At 72.5% G+C, this 15729-nt stretch carries 13 protein-coding genes and 1 tRNA gene; 9 read left to right on the forward strand and 5 right to left on the reverse strand.

Annotated features, from left to right (window positions below):
• Nucleotides 1-32 precede the first annotated feature (32 nt).
• The 6 genes from ACLII4_RS10360 to ACLII4_RS10385 all read left to right on the forward strand — a co-directional run bounded on the left by ACLII4_RS10360 (nt 33) and on the right by ACLII4_RS10385 (nt 6201).
• Complete coding sequence (locus ACLII4_RS10360) at nt 33-554, forward strand: hypothetical protein (RefSeq protein WP_412067322.1); 522 nt, start codon at nt 33-35, stop codon at nt 552-554.
• 139 nt (nt 555-693) lie between these two features.
• Nucleotides 694-2490 carry a translation elongation factor 4 gene (gene lepA / locus ACLII4_RS10365; RefSeq protein ID WP_412067323.1) on the forward strand — a complete coding sequence of 599 codons (1797 nt, stop codon included), beginning with the start codon at nt 694-696 and terminating at the stop codon, nt 2488-2490.
• A gap of 73 nt (nt 2491-2563) precedes the next feature.
• Nucleotides 2564-3382 (forward strand): hypothetical protein, encoded by an 819-nt coding sequence (locus ACLII4_RS10370; protein ID WP_412067324.1) that lies wholly within the window; start codon nt 2564-2566, stop codon nt 3380-3382.
• 142 nt (nt 3383-3524) lie between these two features.
• A complete protein-coding gene (gene lepB / locus ACLII4_RS10375) occupies nt 3525-4610 on the forward strand; it encodes a signal peptidase I (RefSeq protein ID WP_412067325.1) in 1086 nt (361 codons plus the stop codon).
• A gap of 40 nt (nt 4611-4650) precedes the next feature.
• Complete coding sequence (gene lepB, locus ACLII4_RS10380; protein WP_412067326.1) at nt 4651-5793, forward strand: signal peptidase I; 1143 nt, start codon at nt 4651-4653, stop codon at nt 5791-5793.
• Nucleotides 5794-5853: 60 nt separating this feature from the next.
• A complete protein-coding gene (locus ACLII4_RS10385) occupies nt 5854-6201 on the forward strand; it encodes a hypothetical protein (RefSeq protein WP_412067327.1) in 348 nt (115 codons plus the stop codon).
• A gap of 131 nt (nt 6202-6332) precedes the next feature.
• Here ACLII4_RS10385 and ACLII4_RS10390 read toward each other — a convergent pair whose 3' ends face one another.
• Both ACLII4_RS10390 and ACLII4_RS10395 read right to left on the reverse strand, forming a co-directional pair.
• A complete protein-coding gene (locus ACLII4_RS10390) occupies nt 6333-8456 on the reverse strand; it encodes a hypothetical protein (protein ID WP_412067328.1) in 2124 nt (707 codons plus the stop codon).
• 69 nt (nt 8457-8525) lie between these two features.
• Nucleotides 8526-9290 carry a cytidine deaminase gene (locus ACLII4_RS10395; RefSeq protein ID WP_412067329.1) on the reverse strand — a complete coding sequence of 255 codons (765 nt, stop codon included), beginning with the start codon at nt 9288-9290 and terminating at the stop codon, nt 8526-8528.
• Between the two features lie 48 nt (nt 9291-9338).
• Here ACLII4_RS10395 and ACLII4_RS10400 point away from each other — a divergent pair.
• A tRNA-Leu gene (locus ACLII4_RS10400) sits at nt 9339-9423 on the forward strand.
• Nucleotides 9424-9481: 58 nt separating this feature from the next.
• On the opposite strand, the gene ACLII4_RS10405 is transcribed toward ACLII4_RS10400, so the two are convergent.
• From ACLII4_RS10405 to ytxJ, 3 genes are all read right to left on the reverse strand, one after another.
• On the reverse strand, nt 9482-9922 hold the full coding sequence (locus ACLII4_RS10405) for a hypothetical protein (RefSeq protein WP_412067330.1): 441 nt from the start codon (nt 9920-9922) through the stop codon (nt 9482-9484).
• A gap of 373 nt (nt 9923-10295) precedes the next feature.
• Entirely contained in the window at nt 10296-11048 is a 753-nt protein-coding gene (locus tag ACLII4_RS10410) for a hypothetical protein (protein WP_412067331.1), read from the reverse strand.
• A complete protein-coding gene (gene ytxJ / locus ACLII4_RS10415) occupies nt 11045-11386 on the reverse strand; it encodes a bacillithiol system redox-active protein YtxJ (RefSeq protein ID WP_412067332.1) in 342 nt (113 codons plus the stop codon). The genes ACLII4_RS10410 and ytxJ overlap by 4 nt, the downstream gene beginning before the upstream one ends.
• A gap of 126 nt (nt 11387-11512) precedes the next feature.
• Between ytxJ and ACLII4_RS10420 the strand changes: the two genes are divergently transcribed.
• Nucleotides 11513-13309 carry a M3 family oligoendopeptidase gene (locus tag ACLII4_RS10420; protein ID WP_412067333.1) on the forward strand — a complete coding sequence of 599 codons (1797 nt, stop codon included), beginning with the start codon at nt 11513-11515 and terminating at the stop codon, nt 13307-13309.
• 140 nt (nt 13310-13449) lie between these two features.
• Nucleotides 13450-15585: a CYTH domain-containing protein gene (locus ACLII4_RS10425; protein ID WP_412067334.1), complete on the forward strand. Its 2136-nt coding sequence runs from the start codon at nt 13450-13452 to the stop codon at nt 15583-15585.
• Nucleotides 15586-15729 lie beyond the last annotated feature (144 nt).

Genomic DNA, 15729 nt, shown 5'->3' on the forward strand with positions numbered 1-15729 from the left:
AGCCGCTCTCGACGCCGCCCAGCCCGTCGTCCATGCGCCTCGTCGTCCTCGTCCTGCTCGTTGCCGCCTCCAGTCCTGCCAAGGCGCAGACCCCGCCCGCGTGGCGCATCGGCACCGGCGTGGCGCTGGCGGCGGCCGACGGCTTCGCGTACGCCGGGGGCACGGCGGCCATCGAGCGGTACGCGAGCCGTAGGCTCTGGGTCGGCGTCCGAGCGGCTCGTTCTGTGGGGCCTCTCGCCGACGTCGACTGCTTCGACCTGTGCCCGCGGATCGAGCAGCGGTGGACGTCGGCCGAGGGGACCGTCTCCGCCGAAGCAGTGTCGGGCGGGATGGCGCTGCACGCGACCGTGGGGGCGGGAGGGAGCGTGATGGTCGGCGCCAACGGGCTCACGCGGGAGGACCGCCGGGTGGTGCCGATGCTGAGCGCCGGGCTCGGGCTCGACGTGTACCCCGTTCGTCGAGTGGGCGTGGGCGTTCGGGTCGACGCGGTCGCCCGCTCGCTCGCGCCCGGGGCCCAGGTCTCCGCGGGCCTACGCGTCCGTCTCGGCGGCTGACCCGATTCGCCTCGGAGCCGAGGCGGGCCCCCTCGGTCCGTCGTGGGGCTCCGTGCTCACAGGGTATTCCGCAGGGGTCGGCACCGCGGGCGGTACTTTCGCCGTTGCCAGACACCCGCCCCCCCGACGCCCCGCCTACGTGGACCAGAGCCGGATCCGAAACTTCTGCATCATCGCCCACATCGACCACGGCAAGTCGACGCTGGCGGACCGGCTCCTCGAGGCCACCGGCACGCTCACCAGCCGTGAGATGCAGGCCCAGGTCCTGGACTCGATGGACCTCGAGCGCGAGCGCGGGATCACCATCAAGAGCCACGCCATCCGCATGCCGTACACGGCGGCCGATGGCAAGAAGTACGTGCTCGACCTCATCGACACGCCCGGCCACGTCGACTTCACCTACGAGGTGTCGCGAGCCCTCAACGCCTGTGAGGGCGCCATCCTGGTCGTCGACGCCGCGCAGGGCATCGAGGCCCAGACGATCTCGAACCTCTACATGGCAATCGGTCAGGACCTCGAGATCATCCCGGTCCTGAACAAGGTCGATCTCCCGAGCGCCCAGCCCGAGCTTGTCGCCCAGTCCATCACCGACTTGATCGGCGGCGACCCGGCCGACGTGCTCCACGTCTCCGCCAAGACCGGCATGGGCATCGAGGCCGTCTTGGAGCGGATCGTCGAGCGCGTCCCGGCGCCAACGGGGGACCCCGAGGCGCCGCTTCAGGCGCTCATCTTCGACTCGACGTTCGACACGTACCGCGGCTCGATCGTCTACGTCCGCGTCAAGGAGGGCACGCTGCGCAAGGGCGACGCGATCCAGTTCATGGCGACCGGCGCCAAGTACCACGCCGAGGAGATCGGGCACCTCAAGCTCAAGATGGAGCCGACGAAGGAGCTCGGCCCGGGCGAGGTCGGCTACATCATCGGGTCGGTCAAGGACGTGGCCGACACGCGCGTCGGCGACACCGTGACGCACCAGCGGGGCGGGGCGGCCGAGCAGCTCCCGGGCTACCGCGACGTCAAGCCGATGGTGTTCTCGGGGATCTACCCGACCGACTCGAACGACTTCGAGGACCTGCGCGCGGCGCTCGAAAAGCTCCAGCTCAACGACGCGGCCCTCACCTACGAGCCCGAGACGTCGGCCGCGCTCGGCTTCGGGTTCCGCGTCGGCTTTTTGGGGATGCTCCACATGGAGGTCGTCCAGGAGCGGCTCGATCGCGAGTTCGGGCTCGACATCGTGACCACGATGCCGAACGTCCGCTACAACCTCGAGCTGACCGACGGGAGCGAGATCGTCGTCGAGAACCCGTCCGACATGCCGGACCCCGGCCGCATCTCGGCCGTCCGCGAGCCCTACGTCAAGGCCGAGATCATCACGCCCGTCGAGTACGTCGGCACGCTGATGGGGCTGTGCCAGGACCGCCGCGGGACGTACCTCACCCAGGAGTACCTCACGGTCGACCGCGTCAACCTCAAGTACGAGCTGCCGCTCGCGGAGATCGTCTTCGACTTCTACGACAAGCTCAAGTCGGTCAGCCGCGGCTACGCCTCGTTCGACTACGACTTTATCGAGGACCGGACTTCGAAGCTCGTCAAGCTCGACGTGATGCTCAACGGCGACGCGGTCGACGCGCTGTCGACAATCGTCCACCGCGACAAGGCCTACGACATGGGCAAGCGGCTCACCCAGAAGTTGCGCGAGCTCATCCCGCGCCAGCTCTTCGACGTGGCCATCCAGGCCGGGATCGGCAACAAGATCATCTCGCGCGAGACGGTCAAGGCGTTGCGCAAGGACGTCACGGCCAAGTGCTACGGCGGCGACATCAGCCGCAAGCGCAAGCTGCTCGAGAAGCAGAAGGAGGGGAAAAAGCGGATGAAGCAGGTCGGCGCGGTCGAGGTCCCCCAGGAGGCCTTCCTCGCCGTCCTCTCGATGGAGTAGGGAAATGGGAACTGGGAACTGGGAACGGGCAGACCTCGCGACGAGCCTCCTCGCTCGACTCGGAGGCGTAGTGATGCTCCTTCTGCCCCTTGCCCCTTGCCTCCTGCCCCTTGCCCCTGCGCCGCAGGCGCAGACGGTCGTCGAGGTGCTCCAGCAGCAGCGTCGCGTCGCGCGCGTCGCCGAGGTGCTGGCGGAGCGCGGCGACCGGCTGGCTCCCCGACCGCTCGCCGTGCTGGGGACCGTCGACCGGTGGACCCGGGCGTTCCTGGAGGTCGAGGCGGGGCGGCAGGCCGTGATCGACGGCCTCCGTGCCGCCGAGGACGCCCGCGCCGACAGCGCCATCCTGGCCGCCCGGCTCAACACGTTGCGCTGGCGCAAGGTGGAGTCCAACGCGCAGGGCAGCTTTCTGGAGCAGTACCGCGAGACGTACTGGCTCGCGGCCCAGCCCCAGCGCGGGCTCGTCACCGACACGTCGTCGACGGCCGACCTCCGGGGGCTCTTACAGGCCGCCTTTGGCGACCCGACCCGCAACGGCGATGCTCAGGAGCGCTACGGCTACGGCGGCTCGGAGTTTATCCAGTTCGAGTACTGGTTCGTTGTCAACGACTCGATCCCGATGCTGGCGCTTGACATCGACGGGCCCTTCGGCCGGGGCCTGCTGATCGCCAGCGATGAGACGTACGCGCCGATTCTGCCCGCGCTCAAGGCGGACCTGTCGCGCCGACTCTCGGCCGCCCGCCGGCCCGACCCGTGGCTCGACTACTACCACTCCTACGAGCGCGGCCAGTGGTTCCGGACCGGCTACAACGGCGAAGTCGGCCACTACGCCGTGCCCGTCCGCGCGCCCCGCTGGGCCGGTCGCGCCTCCGACCGCTGGGTGATTCACCGGTAAGCGAGGGCCGCCGGCACGGCGAGAGCGGACGGCCGAGGGCCGGCTCGACGCTGGCGGCGGCGACGCACTCCCCGTGCCGGGCCCAGCCCGCACCCCGCTCCGTCCGGCCCCGTAGCTTCCCGCTCTGCTTCCCCCCGACGCCTTGTCCGCGACCGCCTCGTCCCGCCGCCCCGCCAAACGCGAGCGGCCCGTGCCCACCTTCCGCGACAACCTGTGGTACTGGGTCAAGGCGATCGCCGCCATCCTGCTGCTCCGCGCGTTCCTCGTCGAGCCGTACCGGATCCCGTCGGAGTCGATGGAGGACACGATGTTGGTGGGCGACTTCCTGATCGTCTCGAAGGTCCACTGGGGGCCGCGGACGCCGGCCACGATCGGCATCCCGTTCACCTCCATCTACCTGCCCGGTCTCGAGCTTCCCCAGGTGCGGCTCCCGGGCTTCACCGAGCCCCACCGCGGCGACGTGGTCGTGTTCAACTACCCGGCCTCGCGGGACGTGGAGCGCGGCGTGATCCCAGCGACCGTGCCCATCGAGCGCCGCGCGCCGTACATCAAGCGGATCGTGGCGCTGCCGGGCGACACCCTCGCGGTCCTCGACAAGATCCTGCACATCAACGGCACGCCGGTCCCGCTGGCGCCGACGATGAAGCAACGCTGGACCGTGATCGGCACCGGCGACACCCGCGCCAACGCCCTCCAACTCGACGAGATGGGCGTCCAACTGCTCACGGGGACGGACCTCCGCGACTCGACCGGCGCCATTCGTTTCGACGTGTTCGCGACGCCGCCCGAGGTGGAGGCGCTGGCGGCCCGCGCCGACGTCGCGCGCGTCGAGCCGTTCATCCTGGACGAGCGAAACGTCGACGTGACGTACGGCGCCAACCCCGACCACGTCGCGCCCCGCGTCGTGCCGTCTGCGGGCATGAGAATCTCGCTCACGGCGGCCACCCTCGGCCTCTACGGCGAGGCCATCACGCGGCACGAAGGCCGGACGGTGGACTCCGACGGGGCGGGGAGCGTGCGGATCGACGGCGTCCCGGCGACGGAGTACACCTTCGAGCAGGACTACTACATGGCGATGGGCGACTTCCGCGACAACTCGGTCGACAGCCGCTACTGGGGGTTCGTGCCGCACTCGCACCTGGTCGGGAAGGCGACGTTCACCTTCCTGTCGTTCAAGGGGGACTTCCCGTTCATCCGGCCGTCGCGGTTCTTCCGGGCCATCCCGTGAGCCGTCCCGCAGGTCGGCCCGTCGTCCCCGACGGCTCCTGATGCTCGATCTCCCAGAGCCCACCGACCCCGACCCGGCCGGGAGCCGCGACGACCGCTCGCCCTCGGACCCGGCAGGGCCACCCGCCGCGACGGACGGTGCGGTTGACGGGCACGCACGCTGGCCACGGTGGCCGGGAGCGCCGGAGCCGACCGCCGACCCGCCCTCGCCGGCCGCCGCCGACACGCGCGCGACCCGCCCCGAGGCGCTGGGCGCCTGGGTCCGCGTCCTCTTCGGCGCTGTCGTCTTCGCGCTGGCGCTGCGCGTGCTGGCGTTCGAGGCGTACCGGATCCCCTCCACCTCGATGGAGGACACCCTGCTCGTCGGCGACTTCGTGCTCGTCTCCAAGCTCCACTACGGCCCGCGCGTGCTCGGCCGACGCCTGCCTGGCGTCGACGGGCCGGACCGGGGCGACGTGGCGGTCTTCAACTACCCGCCCGGTCTCCCGGCGGACGTGTCCGCTCGCGTCCCCTACATCAAGCGGATCGTCGGGCTGCCCGGCGATACGTTGCGCATCCGCGACAAGGTGGTCGTCGCCGGCGGGGCCACGGTGCCGGCCCCGGCCGACGGGCGCCAGCTGTGGAGGCTCCGGGGCCGACTGCCCACGACGGAGGCGCTGACGGCGATCGGGCTCGACGGGCGCGTGCAGCGCGCCGGGCCCGGCGCCTGGGTGGCCTCGGCGACCCCGGCGGAGGCCGAGGCGCTCGGGGCGCTCGACGGCGTGGAAGCGGCGACCCCGTACCTCCGCCCGCCCGGCGACGGCAGCGCGGCTTTCCCCTCCGCACGTCGCTACAGCCTCGACGACTACGGCCCGATCGTGATTCCCGCCCGAGGCACGACGCTCCGCCTGGACGACGTGTCGTGGCCCGTCGTGCGTACGATCATCGAGCGGTTCGAAGGGCACACCGCCGAGCGCACGGCGGAGGGCTTCGCCATCGACGGCCGCCCGGCCGAGACCTACACCTTCGCGCAGGACTACTACTTCGTGCTCGGCGACAGCCGAGACGACTCCGCCGACAGCCGCACATGGGGGTTCGTGCCGTTCGACCACGTCATCGGCAAGGCGCTCGGGGTCTACTTCTCGTGGGACGACGAGGCCGGGCGGCCGAGATGGTCGCGGATCGGTCGGGGCGTCGGGGGTTAAGGCGCGCAGAGTCAGGGTGATACCTACGGGCTCCGTACGACGACGACATCCCGATCGCTCATGCCCTCGCTGCTCGACCGACTCGAATCGCTTGGGGACCGCACCGAAGACCTCGCGGCCCGATTTAACGAGGGCGTCGTCGACACCGTCGCAGGGCTGGCGTGGTGGACGGACCGATCGGCCATCCGGCCTCTGCAAGCGTTGGGCCGCGCCCTCGTAGCGCTCGGCCACGTGCTCATCGGCGTGCTCCGGGTGGCCGTGTTCTACCTGCCGGCCGTCGCGCTGGCCGCCGCGGGCGCCGTGGCGGGGAACGTCTGGCTCGTCGCTACGGCCGGTGTCTACGCGCTGGCGGTGACGGCGGCGGGCCTGACCTACATCGGGCGTCGTCGGTCCGAGTCTGAGACCTGAGGAGGGGAGCCCACCCCGGCTCCGCGAGCTCCCACCACCAGCGACCCTACAGTCCAGAGGCCAGGCCGAACGATTCTCAGCTGCGGGCGCCGCTGCCCGAGGCAAGAGCGCGAGCGTTCGCCACACGCTCGCTAGACCATCCCGATCCGCTTGCGCCAGACCCACTCGACGGTAAGAAGCGTGAGGGCGAGCGGCAGGAAGGGCCACATGCCCAAAAGCGGCGTCGCGTCTTCGCGCACGAGCGGTCGGTCTTCGAGGGCGCCCGCTTGGCGCAAGCCGCGCACGAAAGCGCCGAGCGTGTCGAGCCCGACGACCGCGCCGCCCGACCGGAGGGCGACCTGCCGCATCAGCGCGGGGTCGGCGCCGGGCTGGCGGAACTCGGCGGCGATGGCGCCGACGGCGAACCCGCCCCGATCGGAGCCGAGGGGGGCCCCGCCTCGCGTGGCGGCTGCCGAGAACGAGTAGCGGCCGGGCGGGCGGACGCCGAGGTCGGCGACGTAGCGGCCGTTGCCGAGCGGGCGCATCGTAGCGCGCTCTTGCGGCCCCGGGCCATCGGCGGTCAGCTCAATACGTGCGTCGTCGATGGGTTCGAGGCCGTCGCCGTAGACCTGGCCGGTGAACGTGACGCGATCGCGCTCGCCGAACGTCGCGCGGTCGGGGCGGACGCGGACGGGGCGGCGGTCGCGAGGGGCCGTCGCCCAGCGCACGAGTCGGTCGACGAATCGGGCGTGGACGCCGCGCAGGTCGTCGAGGTCGTCGGGCAGCGTCCGCCAGCGCCACGTGCCGGCGCCGTAGACGGCGACCGTGCGGACCGAGCCGTTCTGGCGGACCGCGAGCAGGGGCGCGTCCAGCGCCGTCGCGCCTCGTCGGACGGTCGCCAGCACACGGGCACCGGGCTGCAAGGCGTAGCGTGTCGGGCTCGCGGCGAGTGGGGGCAGGGCGGTGAGCCGGGCGGCGGGCACGCCGAGGTCGAGAATCGGGTGCGACTCGCCCGCCGGGGTGGGGGACAAGCCCGCCTCGACGGTGCCGGGGCGCAGGACGGCCAGCGCGGCGGGGAGCACGTCGCCGAACGTCCGCGCGAGTCGCGTCAGGTCGGTGCCCGAGGTCATCACAAAGACGGCCGGCAAGCCGCCCGCGATGGCGTCGGCAATGCGGTCGGCCGTCGGCGCGTCGGCGGCGGTGCCGGGGTAGCCGGCCAGGATCACGGCGTCGTAGCGGGCGAGCGGGGGGACGGCGCCCTCGTAGAAGAAGCCGGGCGAGCGCTGGGTGCGGACCGTCAGCTCGACCGAGTCGTCGGCGTCGAGCGCGGCGCGGAGCGCGGCCACGTCCGGGCCGGGCGCGGCGGCCACGAGCAGCACGCGGCGGTCGTCGTCGAGCACGCGCACCGCGACCGTCTGGCGGTTGTTGCGGACTGTCGCCTCGCCCGCCAGCGGCCCGACCGTAACTGTGAAGCGGCGGACGCCGGGCGCTCCGGGCGTGACGCTCAGGTCGACGACGGCCTCGGCGCCGTCCGACGGGATCTCGACCGTCGTCCGCGCCAGCGTACGGCCTCCCGAGGTGACAGTCACCGAGGCGGGCTGCCCGGCGTACCCCGTCGCCCGGATCCCGGCTTGGATCGGGAGCGGGCTCCCGACGCGGGCCACGTCGTTCGTCACCGCTCGCTCCAGCCGCACGTCGCGCGTCGACAGGCTGTCGCCGACGGTTGCCGTCCAGATCGGCACGGCGGAGCGTTCGGCGAGATAGGCCGGGTTGCGACCGTCGGTCACGCGGCCGTCGCTCAGCAAGACCACGCCGCGCAGGTTGCGCCCTGCGAAGTCGGCCTCGACGCGCGTCAGCGCCGCCGCGATGTCGGTCCGCTCGCCGTCGAAGCGCAGGCTGTCGCCGGGCAGGCTCGCGCCCTCGGGGCGGGCGTCGGAGGAGAAGCGGTAGAACCGGAGCGCGTCGTCCTCGGGCAGGTCGTCGAGCGCGGCGCGGAGCGCGGCGGCGGGGCCGTCGCCCAAGGCCAGGCTCTCGCTGTCGTCGACCAAGACGGCCAGCAGAGGCGGCTCGCCGGACCGCGTGATCCGGGTCCAGACGGGCTCCAGCAGCAGCAGAATCACCACAAACAGCGCCCCGAAGCGGAGCGCCGCCAGCCCGCCCCGTCGCCAGCCCGTGACGGTCGGGGTGCTCCGCCCGTAGGTCGCCCACGACAGCGCGCCCGCGGCGACGGCGGCGACGGCCAAGACGATGGGGGGGACGGCGAGGGAGAGGTCCAACGAGAGCGTGAGCGGGGCGGCCGGAACGACGGCGCGGCGGCCCGATTGCCACCGCGCAGGCGGGAGTCGCTAGCGGCCGAGGGCGTCGCCCCGGAAGGCGCCGGGGAGCAGGACGTCGGGCGAGGTCACGTGCGGCGGGTCGGGGCCGCGCCAGATCGCCACGGCGGCGTCGGGCGCCAGCTCGGCGATCACCTGTCGGCACCCGCCGCAGGGCGTCCCGCCGGGCGCCTTGACGCAGGCGACGTACAGCGTACGGATTGGCCCCAGCCCTGCCGCTCGCGCGGCCACGAGCGCCGTGCGCTCCGCGCAGAGCCCGGCCGCCCAATCCGTCGCGATCTCGACGTTCGCCCCGGCAACCGTCCGTCCATGGGCATCCACGACGACCGCGCCGACGGGAAAGTGGGAGGCGGGCACGACGGCTCGCTCGGAGATCGCGAGCGCCAGCTCTGCTCCGCGGACCAAGTCGTCGGGAGCGTCGGCAAGTTCGAAGTCGACCGCGTCGGCGAGTTTGGGGAGCGTCCCGCCCGAGACCGCGAGGTCGGGCCCGACGATGCGCCAGTCCGACGGCGCGGCGCTGGCGATGGCCCCGAGGGCGTGCGACGCGAATGGAGTGCTTTGGGCGACGGCGACCGGCGTGCCCCTGGCGAGCGCCGCCAACGCGAGCGCACCTTGCAGCGCCGAGATGGTCAGCGGGAAGGAGGCGTTCTCGATGCGGGGCGCCGCGACGGTCCGCCCGTCGGACAGCAGGATGGCCACGCCGACGGGCGCGCCGGAGTACGGGGCGTGCGACCGCTCCGAAATGGCGGTGGCGAGGGCACGGAGGCGATCGGGCATGGGCGTCGGCGGGGGACGCGTAGCTTACGTCGGGCCTGCGCCCGCCGCGCCGGAGTGGTGAAACTGGTCAAACACAGCGGACTTAAAATCCGCCGGCGTCCGCGCCCTGCGGGTTCGAGTCCCGCCTCCGGCACCTTTGCGCCCCGGGCCCTGCCTCCGGGCCCTGCATCGCCCGTCCCGCTGCGCACAGATCACACCGCCAGCCGGACGATGGGCGCGCCCGCCGCATCGTCGGGACTCGGGGCGTCGCCGTAATGGGCCTGGTTGATCTCGCGAATGACCTGCGCCGCCTCGGCGATGGTCATGTCCCGCTGGCGATCCCGCTGCTGCATCCGGTCGTTGGCCCGGAGCACGGCGTCCTCGAGGTGCCGCTTGTGCTTGTCCACGAAATCCTGCGGAGACGACGATAGGATGAGGCCACGCCGGACGGCGACCGAGCCCGGCAGGCGCACCGACCCGATGCGGGCGCTCCGCTTGCGGGGGTAGCTGGTCAGCGCCCACTCGTGGTGGAACGCCTCGATCCAGTCGTCGCTGGGCGGCTCGGAGAGGCGGAGCACAATCTGGGTGATGGCGTCGCCTGCGGGGGAGGTGGCGACGGCGTCCTCGTACAATCCGGCGATGGAGATGGGCATGGTGCGGCAGTGGTGGGAAGCCCGCAAGCTGGCGAATCGGCCGTCCCTGCGCTCGATGGGGACCTTTAGTCTCCTGCCCTCAGACAATCCTCAGACGTCGGAGGGGCCTTGGTTAGCCCTCGCCGACCCTTCCGCTCGAATGGGACTTGTCATCCTGAGAAACTGTTTGCGGAAGGCGCGCCCCGCCCTGCGGTGTCATCCCGAACGACGTGAGGGCTTCCAGCGCGGCCCCAAGCCCATCCTTCCGTTCGTCGCGACTCAGACGCTCTCGCTGAGGTCCCTCGCACGCTCGAGATGACGTGTTCTGGGAGTGTGAGGCTGCTCCCCATCATCGGAGCCGTGCGGTCGACGGCTTACCGTTGCGCCCTACGGGCTAGCCGCGGACGCCGCCCGAGCGCCGGGGCGATGGGGGAGCGGGGGCCTCGATGGGGAACAGCGCGCCCTGCTCATCGGCAATGAACGCGGCGGCGTAGCCCCAGCGGGCTGCGCGACGAGCGGCGGCCTCCGCCTCGGGCCCGACGAACGCGAGCGGCGTGCCGAGGTCGGCGGGCAGGTCCGAGGCCGCCATGGTGTCGGCAGCGAGGTCGAGCGCGAAGGCGGGGCCCGCGTCGCTCTCGCTCACGTCCACCACGACGCCGCCGCTGGCGATCAGCTGGGCGAGGGTGTCGGCGCCGCCCCACGCGACCGAGTCGGAGATGTCGGCCTCGGCGAGCACGGGGCTGGCGAGTGCGAACAGGCCGTCGCCCGTTGTGCCTGTGGCGCGCCCCCGCACGTCGCCCTCGCCATCGACCACGACCGCGAGCGACGTGCCGTCGTAGCCGAACGCGCGAGCGGCCTCGGCGCCTTCCCCGCTGGCGGCCACGATGAGGACGGTGGCCCCGGCCGCCTCGAGCTCCGCGAGCGCCTGCGCGAGGTCGGCGTCGGTGCCGTCGGCAAAGTGCAAGATGACCGGGTGCCCGGCAAGGGTGGCAAGGTCGACCAGGCCGTTCTGGGTCGGGACCACGACTTGCGGCGCGCGCTCCCGAGTGGTCACGCCGCCGCCGGACGCGGACGTCAGCGGGGCGTCGGCGGGGTCGGCGCAGGCGGAGAGGCTCAGCGCGGCGAGCAGGAGCACCCGGAACGTCATGCGGCCTGGGCGTGGGCGTCGCGGAGGGCGGCCAAGCGGATCGAGCCGTGGCTCTTGACGTCGACGGCTTCGCCGTCTCGAATCAGGATGGCCTGTGGCGTCTCGTGCTGGACGTGGAGCTGCTCGGCGATGTACGCCGACACGTCGCGGGCGTACTGCACGACGACGGCGTAGAGCTTGGGGTCGGTGTCGCCTTCGAGCCCGACGAACTCCATCTGGCCGCGCGCCGAGATCGGGCACGCGATCGAGTGCTTGAGGAGATAAACGGGCGCCTCGTGCGAGGCGTCGAGCATGGCGTCGGCGTCGGCCGTCGACGCGAGCTCCTGGACTTGGGCCATGGGAGTTCGAGCGGAGTGGAGCGGGCCGTACCTTCGGCGTCGCCCTTCACGACGCCCGCGGCCCACGCCAGAAGCTACTCGCGGCCGGGCCTCGATGTCGCTCAAACCCCCCTCAGGAACGTCCCTATGTCCGCCGTCGCCGATCGCCCCACGGGCGCCGAAGAAGTCCGCTGGGACCTCGCCGACCTCTACGCCTCCGACGCCGCGCTCGCCGCCGACCTCGCCCTCGCCGAAGCCGACGCGCTGGGGCTCGCGGAACGCTACCGGGGCCGCTTGGCGGAGCTGACGGCGGCCGAGCTGGGGGAGGCGCTCGCCACGCTCGCCGTCGTCCACGACCGGGCGGGCAAGGCGTACACGTACGCGTTCCTGGCGTGGAGCACCGATACGGAGACGCCGGAGTCCGGCGCCAGGCTGCAGCGCGTCCGCGAGGCGTACAACCGGATTGGGCAGGAGCTGCTGTTCGTGGACGTGGAGTGGGCCCGGCTCGACCCCGACCGCGCGACCGCGCTCACCGACGCGCCCGAGCTTGCGCCGTACCGGCACTACCTCGAACTCAAGACGCAGGCGCGCGACCACGTGCTGTCCGAGCCCGAGGAGCGGATCTTGTCCGAGAAGGCGGTCACCGGGTGGAGCGCGTGGAACCGGTTCTTCGACGAGACGCTCGGCGCAGCGCGCTTCGACGTCGGCGGCGAACTCCTCCCGCTCCAGCAGGCGACCGTCAAGCTCCACGACGGCGACCGGGCTGTCCGCCAGCAGGCGGCGCAGGCGGTGACCGACGGGCTCGACGGGCTCCAGCGCCCGCTCGCCTACGTGTTCAACACCATCCTGGCTGACAAGGCGTCCAGCGACCGGCTCCGGGGCTACGACTCGTGGATCGCCAGCCGCAACGAGTCGAACGAGATCGACGACGCGAGTGTCGACGCCCTCGTCGAGGCGGTGACCGGGCGGTACGATTTGGTGCAGCGCTTCTACACGCTCAAGCGGACGTTGCTCGGCCTCGACACGCTGTACGACTACGACCGCTACGCGCCGACGGCCGAGGCGGCGGCGTTCGTGCCGTGGGCCGAGGCGCGCGAGACGGTCACGGCGGCGTATGCCGGCTTTGACCCCGAGATGGGCGAGATCGTCGAGCGGTTCTTCGACGACCGCTGGATCGACGCGCCGGCGCAGGCGGGCAAGCGGGGCGGCGCGTTCAGCCACGGGGCCGTGCCGAGCGCGCACCCCTACATCCTGCTCAACTACACCGGCCAGCTCCGCGACGTCCAGACGCTGGCGCACGAGCTCGGCCACGGGGTCCACCAGTTTCTCGCGCGCGAGCAGGGCGTCTACCACGCCGACACGCCGCTGACGACGGCTGAGACCGCGTCGGTCTTTGGCGAGATGCTCACCTTCCAGCGGATGCTCGCAAGCCTCGACGACCCCGCCGACCGGCTCGCGCTGCTGATGGAGAAGATCGACGACACGATGGCGACGGTCTTCCGGCAGGTGACGATGAACCGCTTCGAGGCTCGGATCCACGCCCACCGCCGCTCGGAGGGCGAGCTGTCCCCGGACGACTTTGCCGAGCACTGGATGGCGACGCAGCGCGCGATGTACGGCGACAGCGTGACGCTGACCGACGGCTACCGCCAGTGGTGGAGCTACATCCCGCACTTTGTGCACACGCCGGGCTACGTCTACGCCTACGCCTTCGGCGAGCTCTTGGTGCTGGCGCTGTACGCGCGGTACCAGTCGGAGGGCCCGGGCTTCCCCGCGAAGTACCGCGACCTGCTGGCGGCGGGCGGGTCGGACTGGCCGCACGTCCTCGTTGGCCGGCTCGGGATCGACCTCCGGGATCCGGGGTTCTGGGACCGGGGGCTCGACGCCGTCGAGGTCCTGATCGCTGAGGCCGAGGCGCTCGCGGGTCACCCCCAAAACGGATAGTCTGAGCGGTGGGGCAGGGGATGGCGGTCGGCTCCTGCCGTCTCGCGCGCACCCACCGGCCACTCCCGGCACCGTCGAGATATCCACACCGCCCGGCTCCGGTCGGCCCCGCCCGTATGTTGCAGGGCGCGCGTCCCCCCATGCCCTCCACCACTTTCGTCGCCCGTCGTCCGGGGCCGTTCTCGGCTCTGGTGCAGGCCCCCGAACTCGGGGGACTCCGGCTCGATCCGCACCCGCCGGTCCGCGTCCTGGATCGGTACTTCGACACCGAGGACGGTGAACTGCTGCGCCGCGGGGTCGCGCTCCGGGTCCGCGAGCAGGGGGGAGGGGCGACCGTATCCCTCCGCCGCTTCGAGCCCGAGGCCGGGCCTGTCTGTGCGGACCTCGACCTGGTGACGATCCCCGGCGACGGCGTGCTGGCGCTCCCGCCGAGCGCCCTCTCCGATGCCCTCGCGATGCTGACCGGCGGCGACGCCGTGCACCCGCTCTTGTCGATCCGCCTGTACCGTACGCCGCGGCTGGTGCTCCGGGACGGCCACCCCGCCGCCGTCATCTCGTTCGACGTGGTGGTCTACGAGGTGCCCGGCGCTCGCGTCGTTTCGAACGAGGTCGAGGTCGAGCCGGTGCCCGGAGGGTCCGTCGACGGCTTGGCAGAGGCGTTTCTGGAGGCCGGGCTCGAACGCGTGGACCAGTCGCGGCTGGAGCGCGCCGTGCGTCGCTTCCCGCGCACCCTCGACGAGCCCGCCCTGCTGCTTCCCGACGAGGTCGAGGCGCTCGACGTGGCAGCGGCCGGCGACGACGACCGCGCCCTCCGCGCTCGAATCGTCCAGCTCGATGGGCGTGGCTTCCGGGCCGACACCATCGCGGCTCAGACCGGCGTCAGCATGGGCCATGTTCGGGCCGTGCGTGAGGGCTTCCGGTCGCTGCGGCTCGGCGTCCTGGACCCGTCGCCCGTCGCCCCGGCGCCCGATCCCGGCTCTTCGGGGGATGGCCGGCCGGGAGCCGATGAGGCGGCGGACATGGCCGAGTTGCTCGATCTCTTTTCGAATCACACGCCCCCCGTCACACCCCTCTTTGCGGGCGGGGACCTCGACGGCCCCGAGCCGAACGCTTCCCCGAGGCCGGCGCCCGTCCCGGCGTCGCTGTCCCCGTCAGCCCCCGCCCAGCCGACTCCCGCGCCACCTGTTGCGGCCGGCCCGTTGCCTGCGGCCCCGTCGCCGGTCCCGACTCCGACTCCTGGGCCGGTTCTGGCCCCAGCGGCCCCGGCCACCGTCTCGCATCCCCGACCCGAGGCGGCCGCGCCCCCGCTGGCCGTCGAGCACACGCGCCCGTCGACCCCGCTCGATCCGTACCCGGTGGTGCTTGGTCCGGTGCCGATCGTCGCCCGCGAGCCTCAGGGCGACGGCCACCGCCCGCGCGCCGCCCCCTCGACAGGGGACGAGCCGCGCTTTCCCGCGTTCGTCGGCGACATGCCGGTCTTGAGGGCGGCAGAGTCCCTCGTGAGCTACCACGTCGCCCGCTTCGACGCCCGCGCCGCCCGCTTCGCGTTGACGCGTGCGCCGTCCGACGCCCGTCGGTTGCTCGTCGCCGCGCACGGTCTGCGGCTGGCGGTCGAGACGTTCGACCGCGTGCTGCCGGACGCCGCCGCGCGGCGCGTGGTGGCCGCCTTGCGCCCGCTGGCGACCCGCCTCAGCGACGCCCTCGACGCCGCCCGCGCCGCCGCCGCGACGGGCCGGGCCGACCTTGCGCGCTTGGCCGCCGACCGCGTGGGGCAGGCCGCCGATCACCTTGGCGCCGGTCCCCAGGTGTGGGGCGACCGCGCCCGCCGCCTGGCCTCTCGCCTGGACGCCGCCGCCGAGGCCGGCTTGCGGAGCGACGACGTGGCCCTCGCGGACGACTACGTCGGCCCTCCCGGCGACGCGCCCACGCCGACGCGGCTCCGGCACGTGCTTGGGTCGGCGGTCTGGTCCCGATTCGAGGCCGTCTGCGCCTTCGAAGATGACCTTGGGACGCCGACGCCCGAACTCGCCGCCCACCTCGCGGTCGCGCTGAGCGGCCTCCACGCCGTCGTCGAGTTGGCCGGCGACCCGGCCGAGGTGCTCCCGGCACTCGCCAGCGCCGAGCGGGCCGTGGTGGAGGCGAGGGGCCGCCATCTCGCCGCGTCCCTCAGCGGGAGCGCCAGCGGGCTCTCGCTGACGGCGCTCCCTCAAATCTGGCGTGACGTCACCGAGGCCGGCTTTCGCCGGCGCCTCGCCTCAGTGGTCGCCTCCGTCTAGATCGCTTTTTGCAGGCCATGACGGGCATTGCCGCAGTGCGGCGGTGTGGAGCCATCGTCAATCCGGCGGCGGAGCTGCAGTCTTCAAAGAGTCGCGACACGGGGCGGTTCTCTAAGGGGTTACTTGTGATGTGCGCCCCGGGGG

Origin of the sequence: Rubrivirga aquatilis (genome assembly GCF_046845665.1) — a bacterium.
Classification (GTDB): domain Bacteria; phylum Bacteroidota; class Rhodothermia; order Rhodothermales; family Rubricoccaceae; genus Rubrivirga.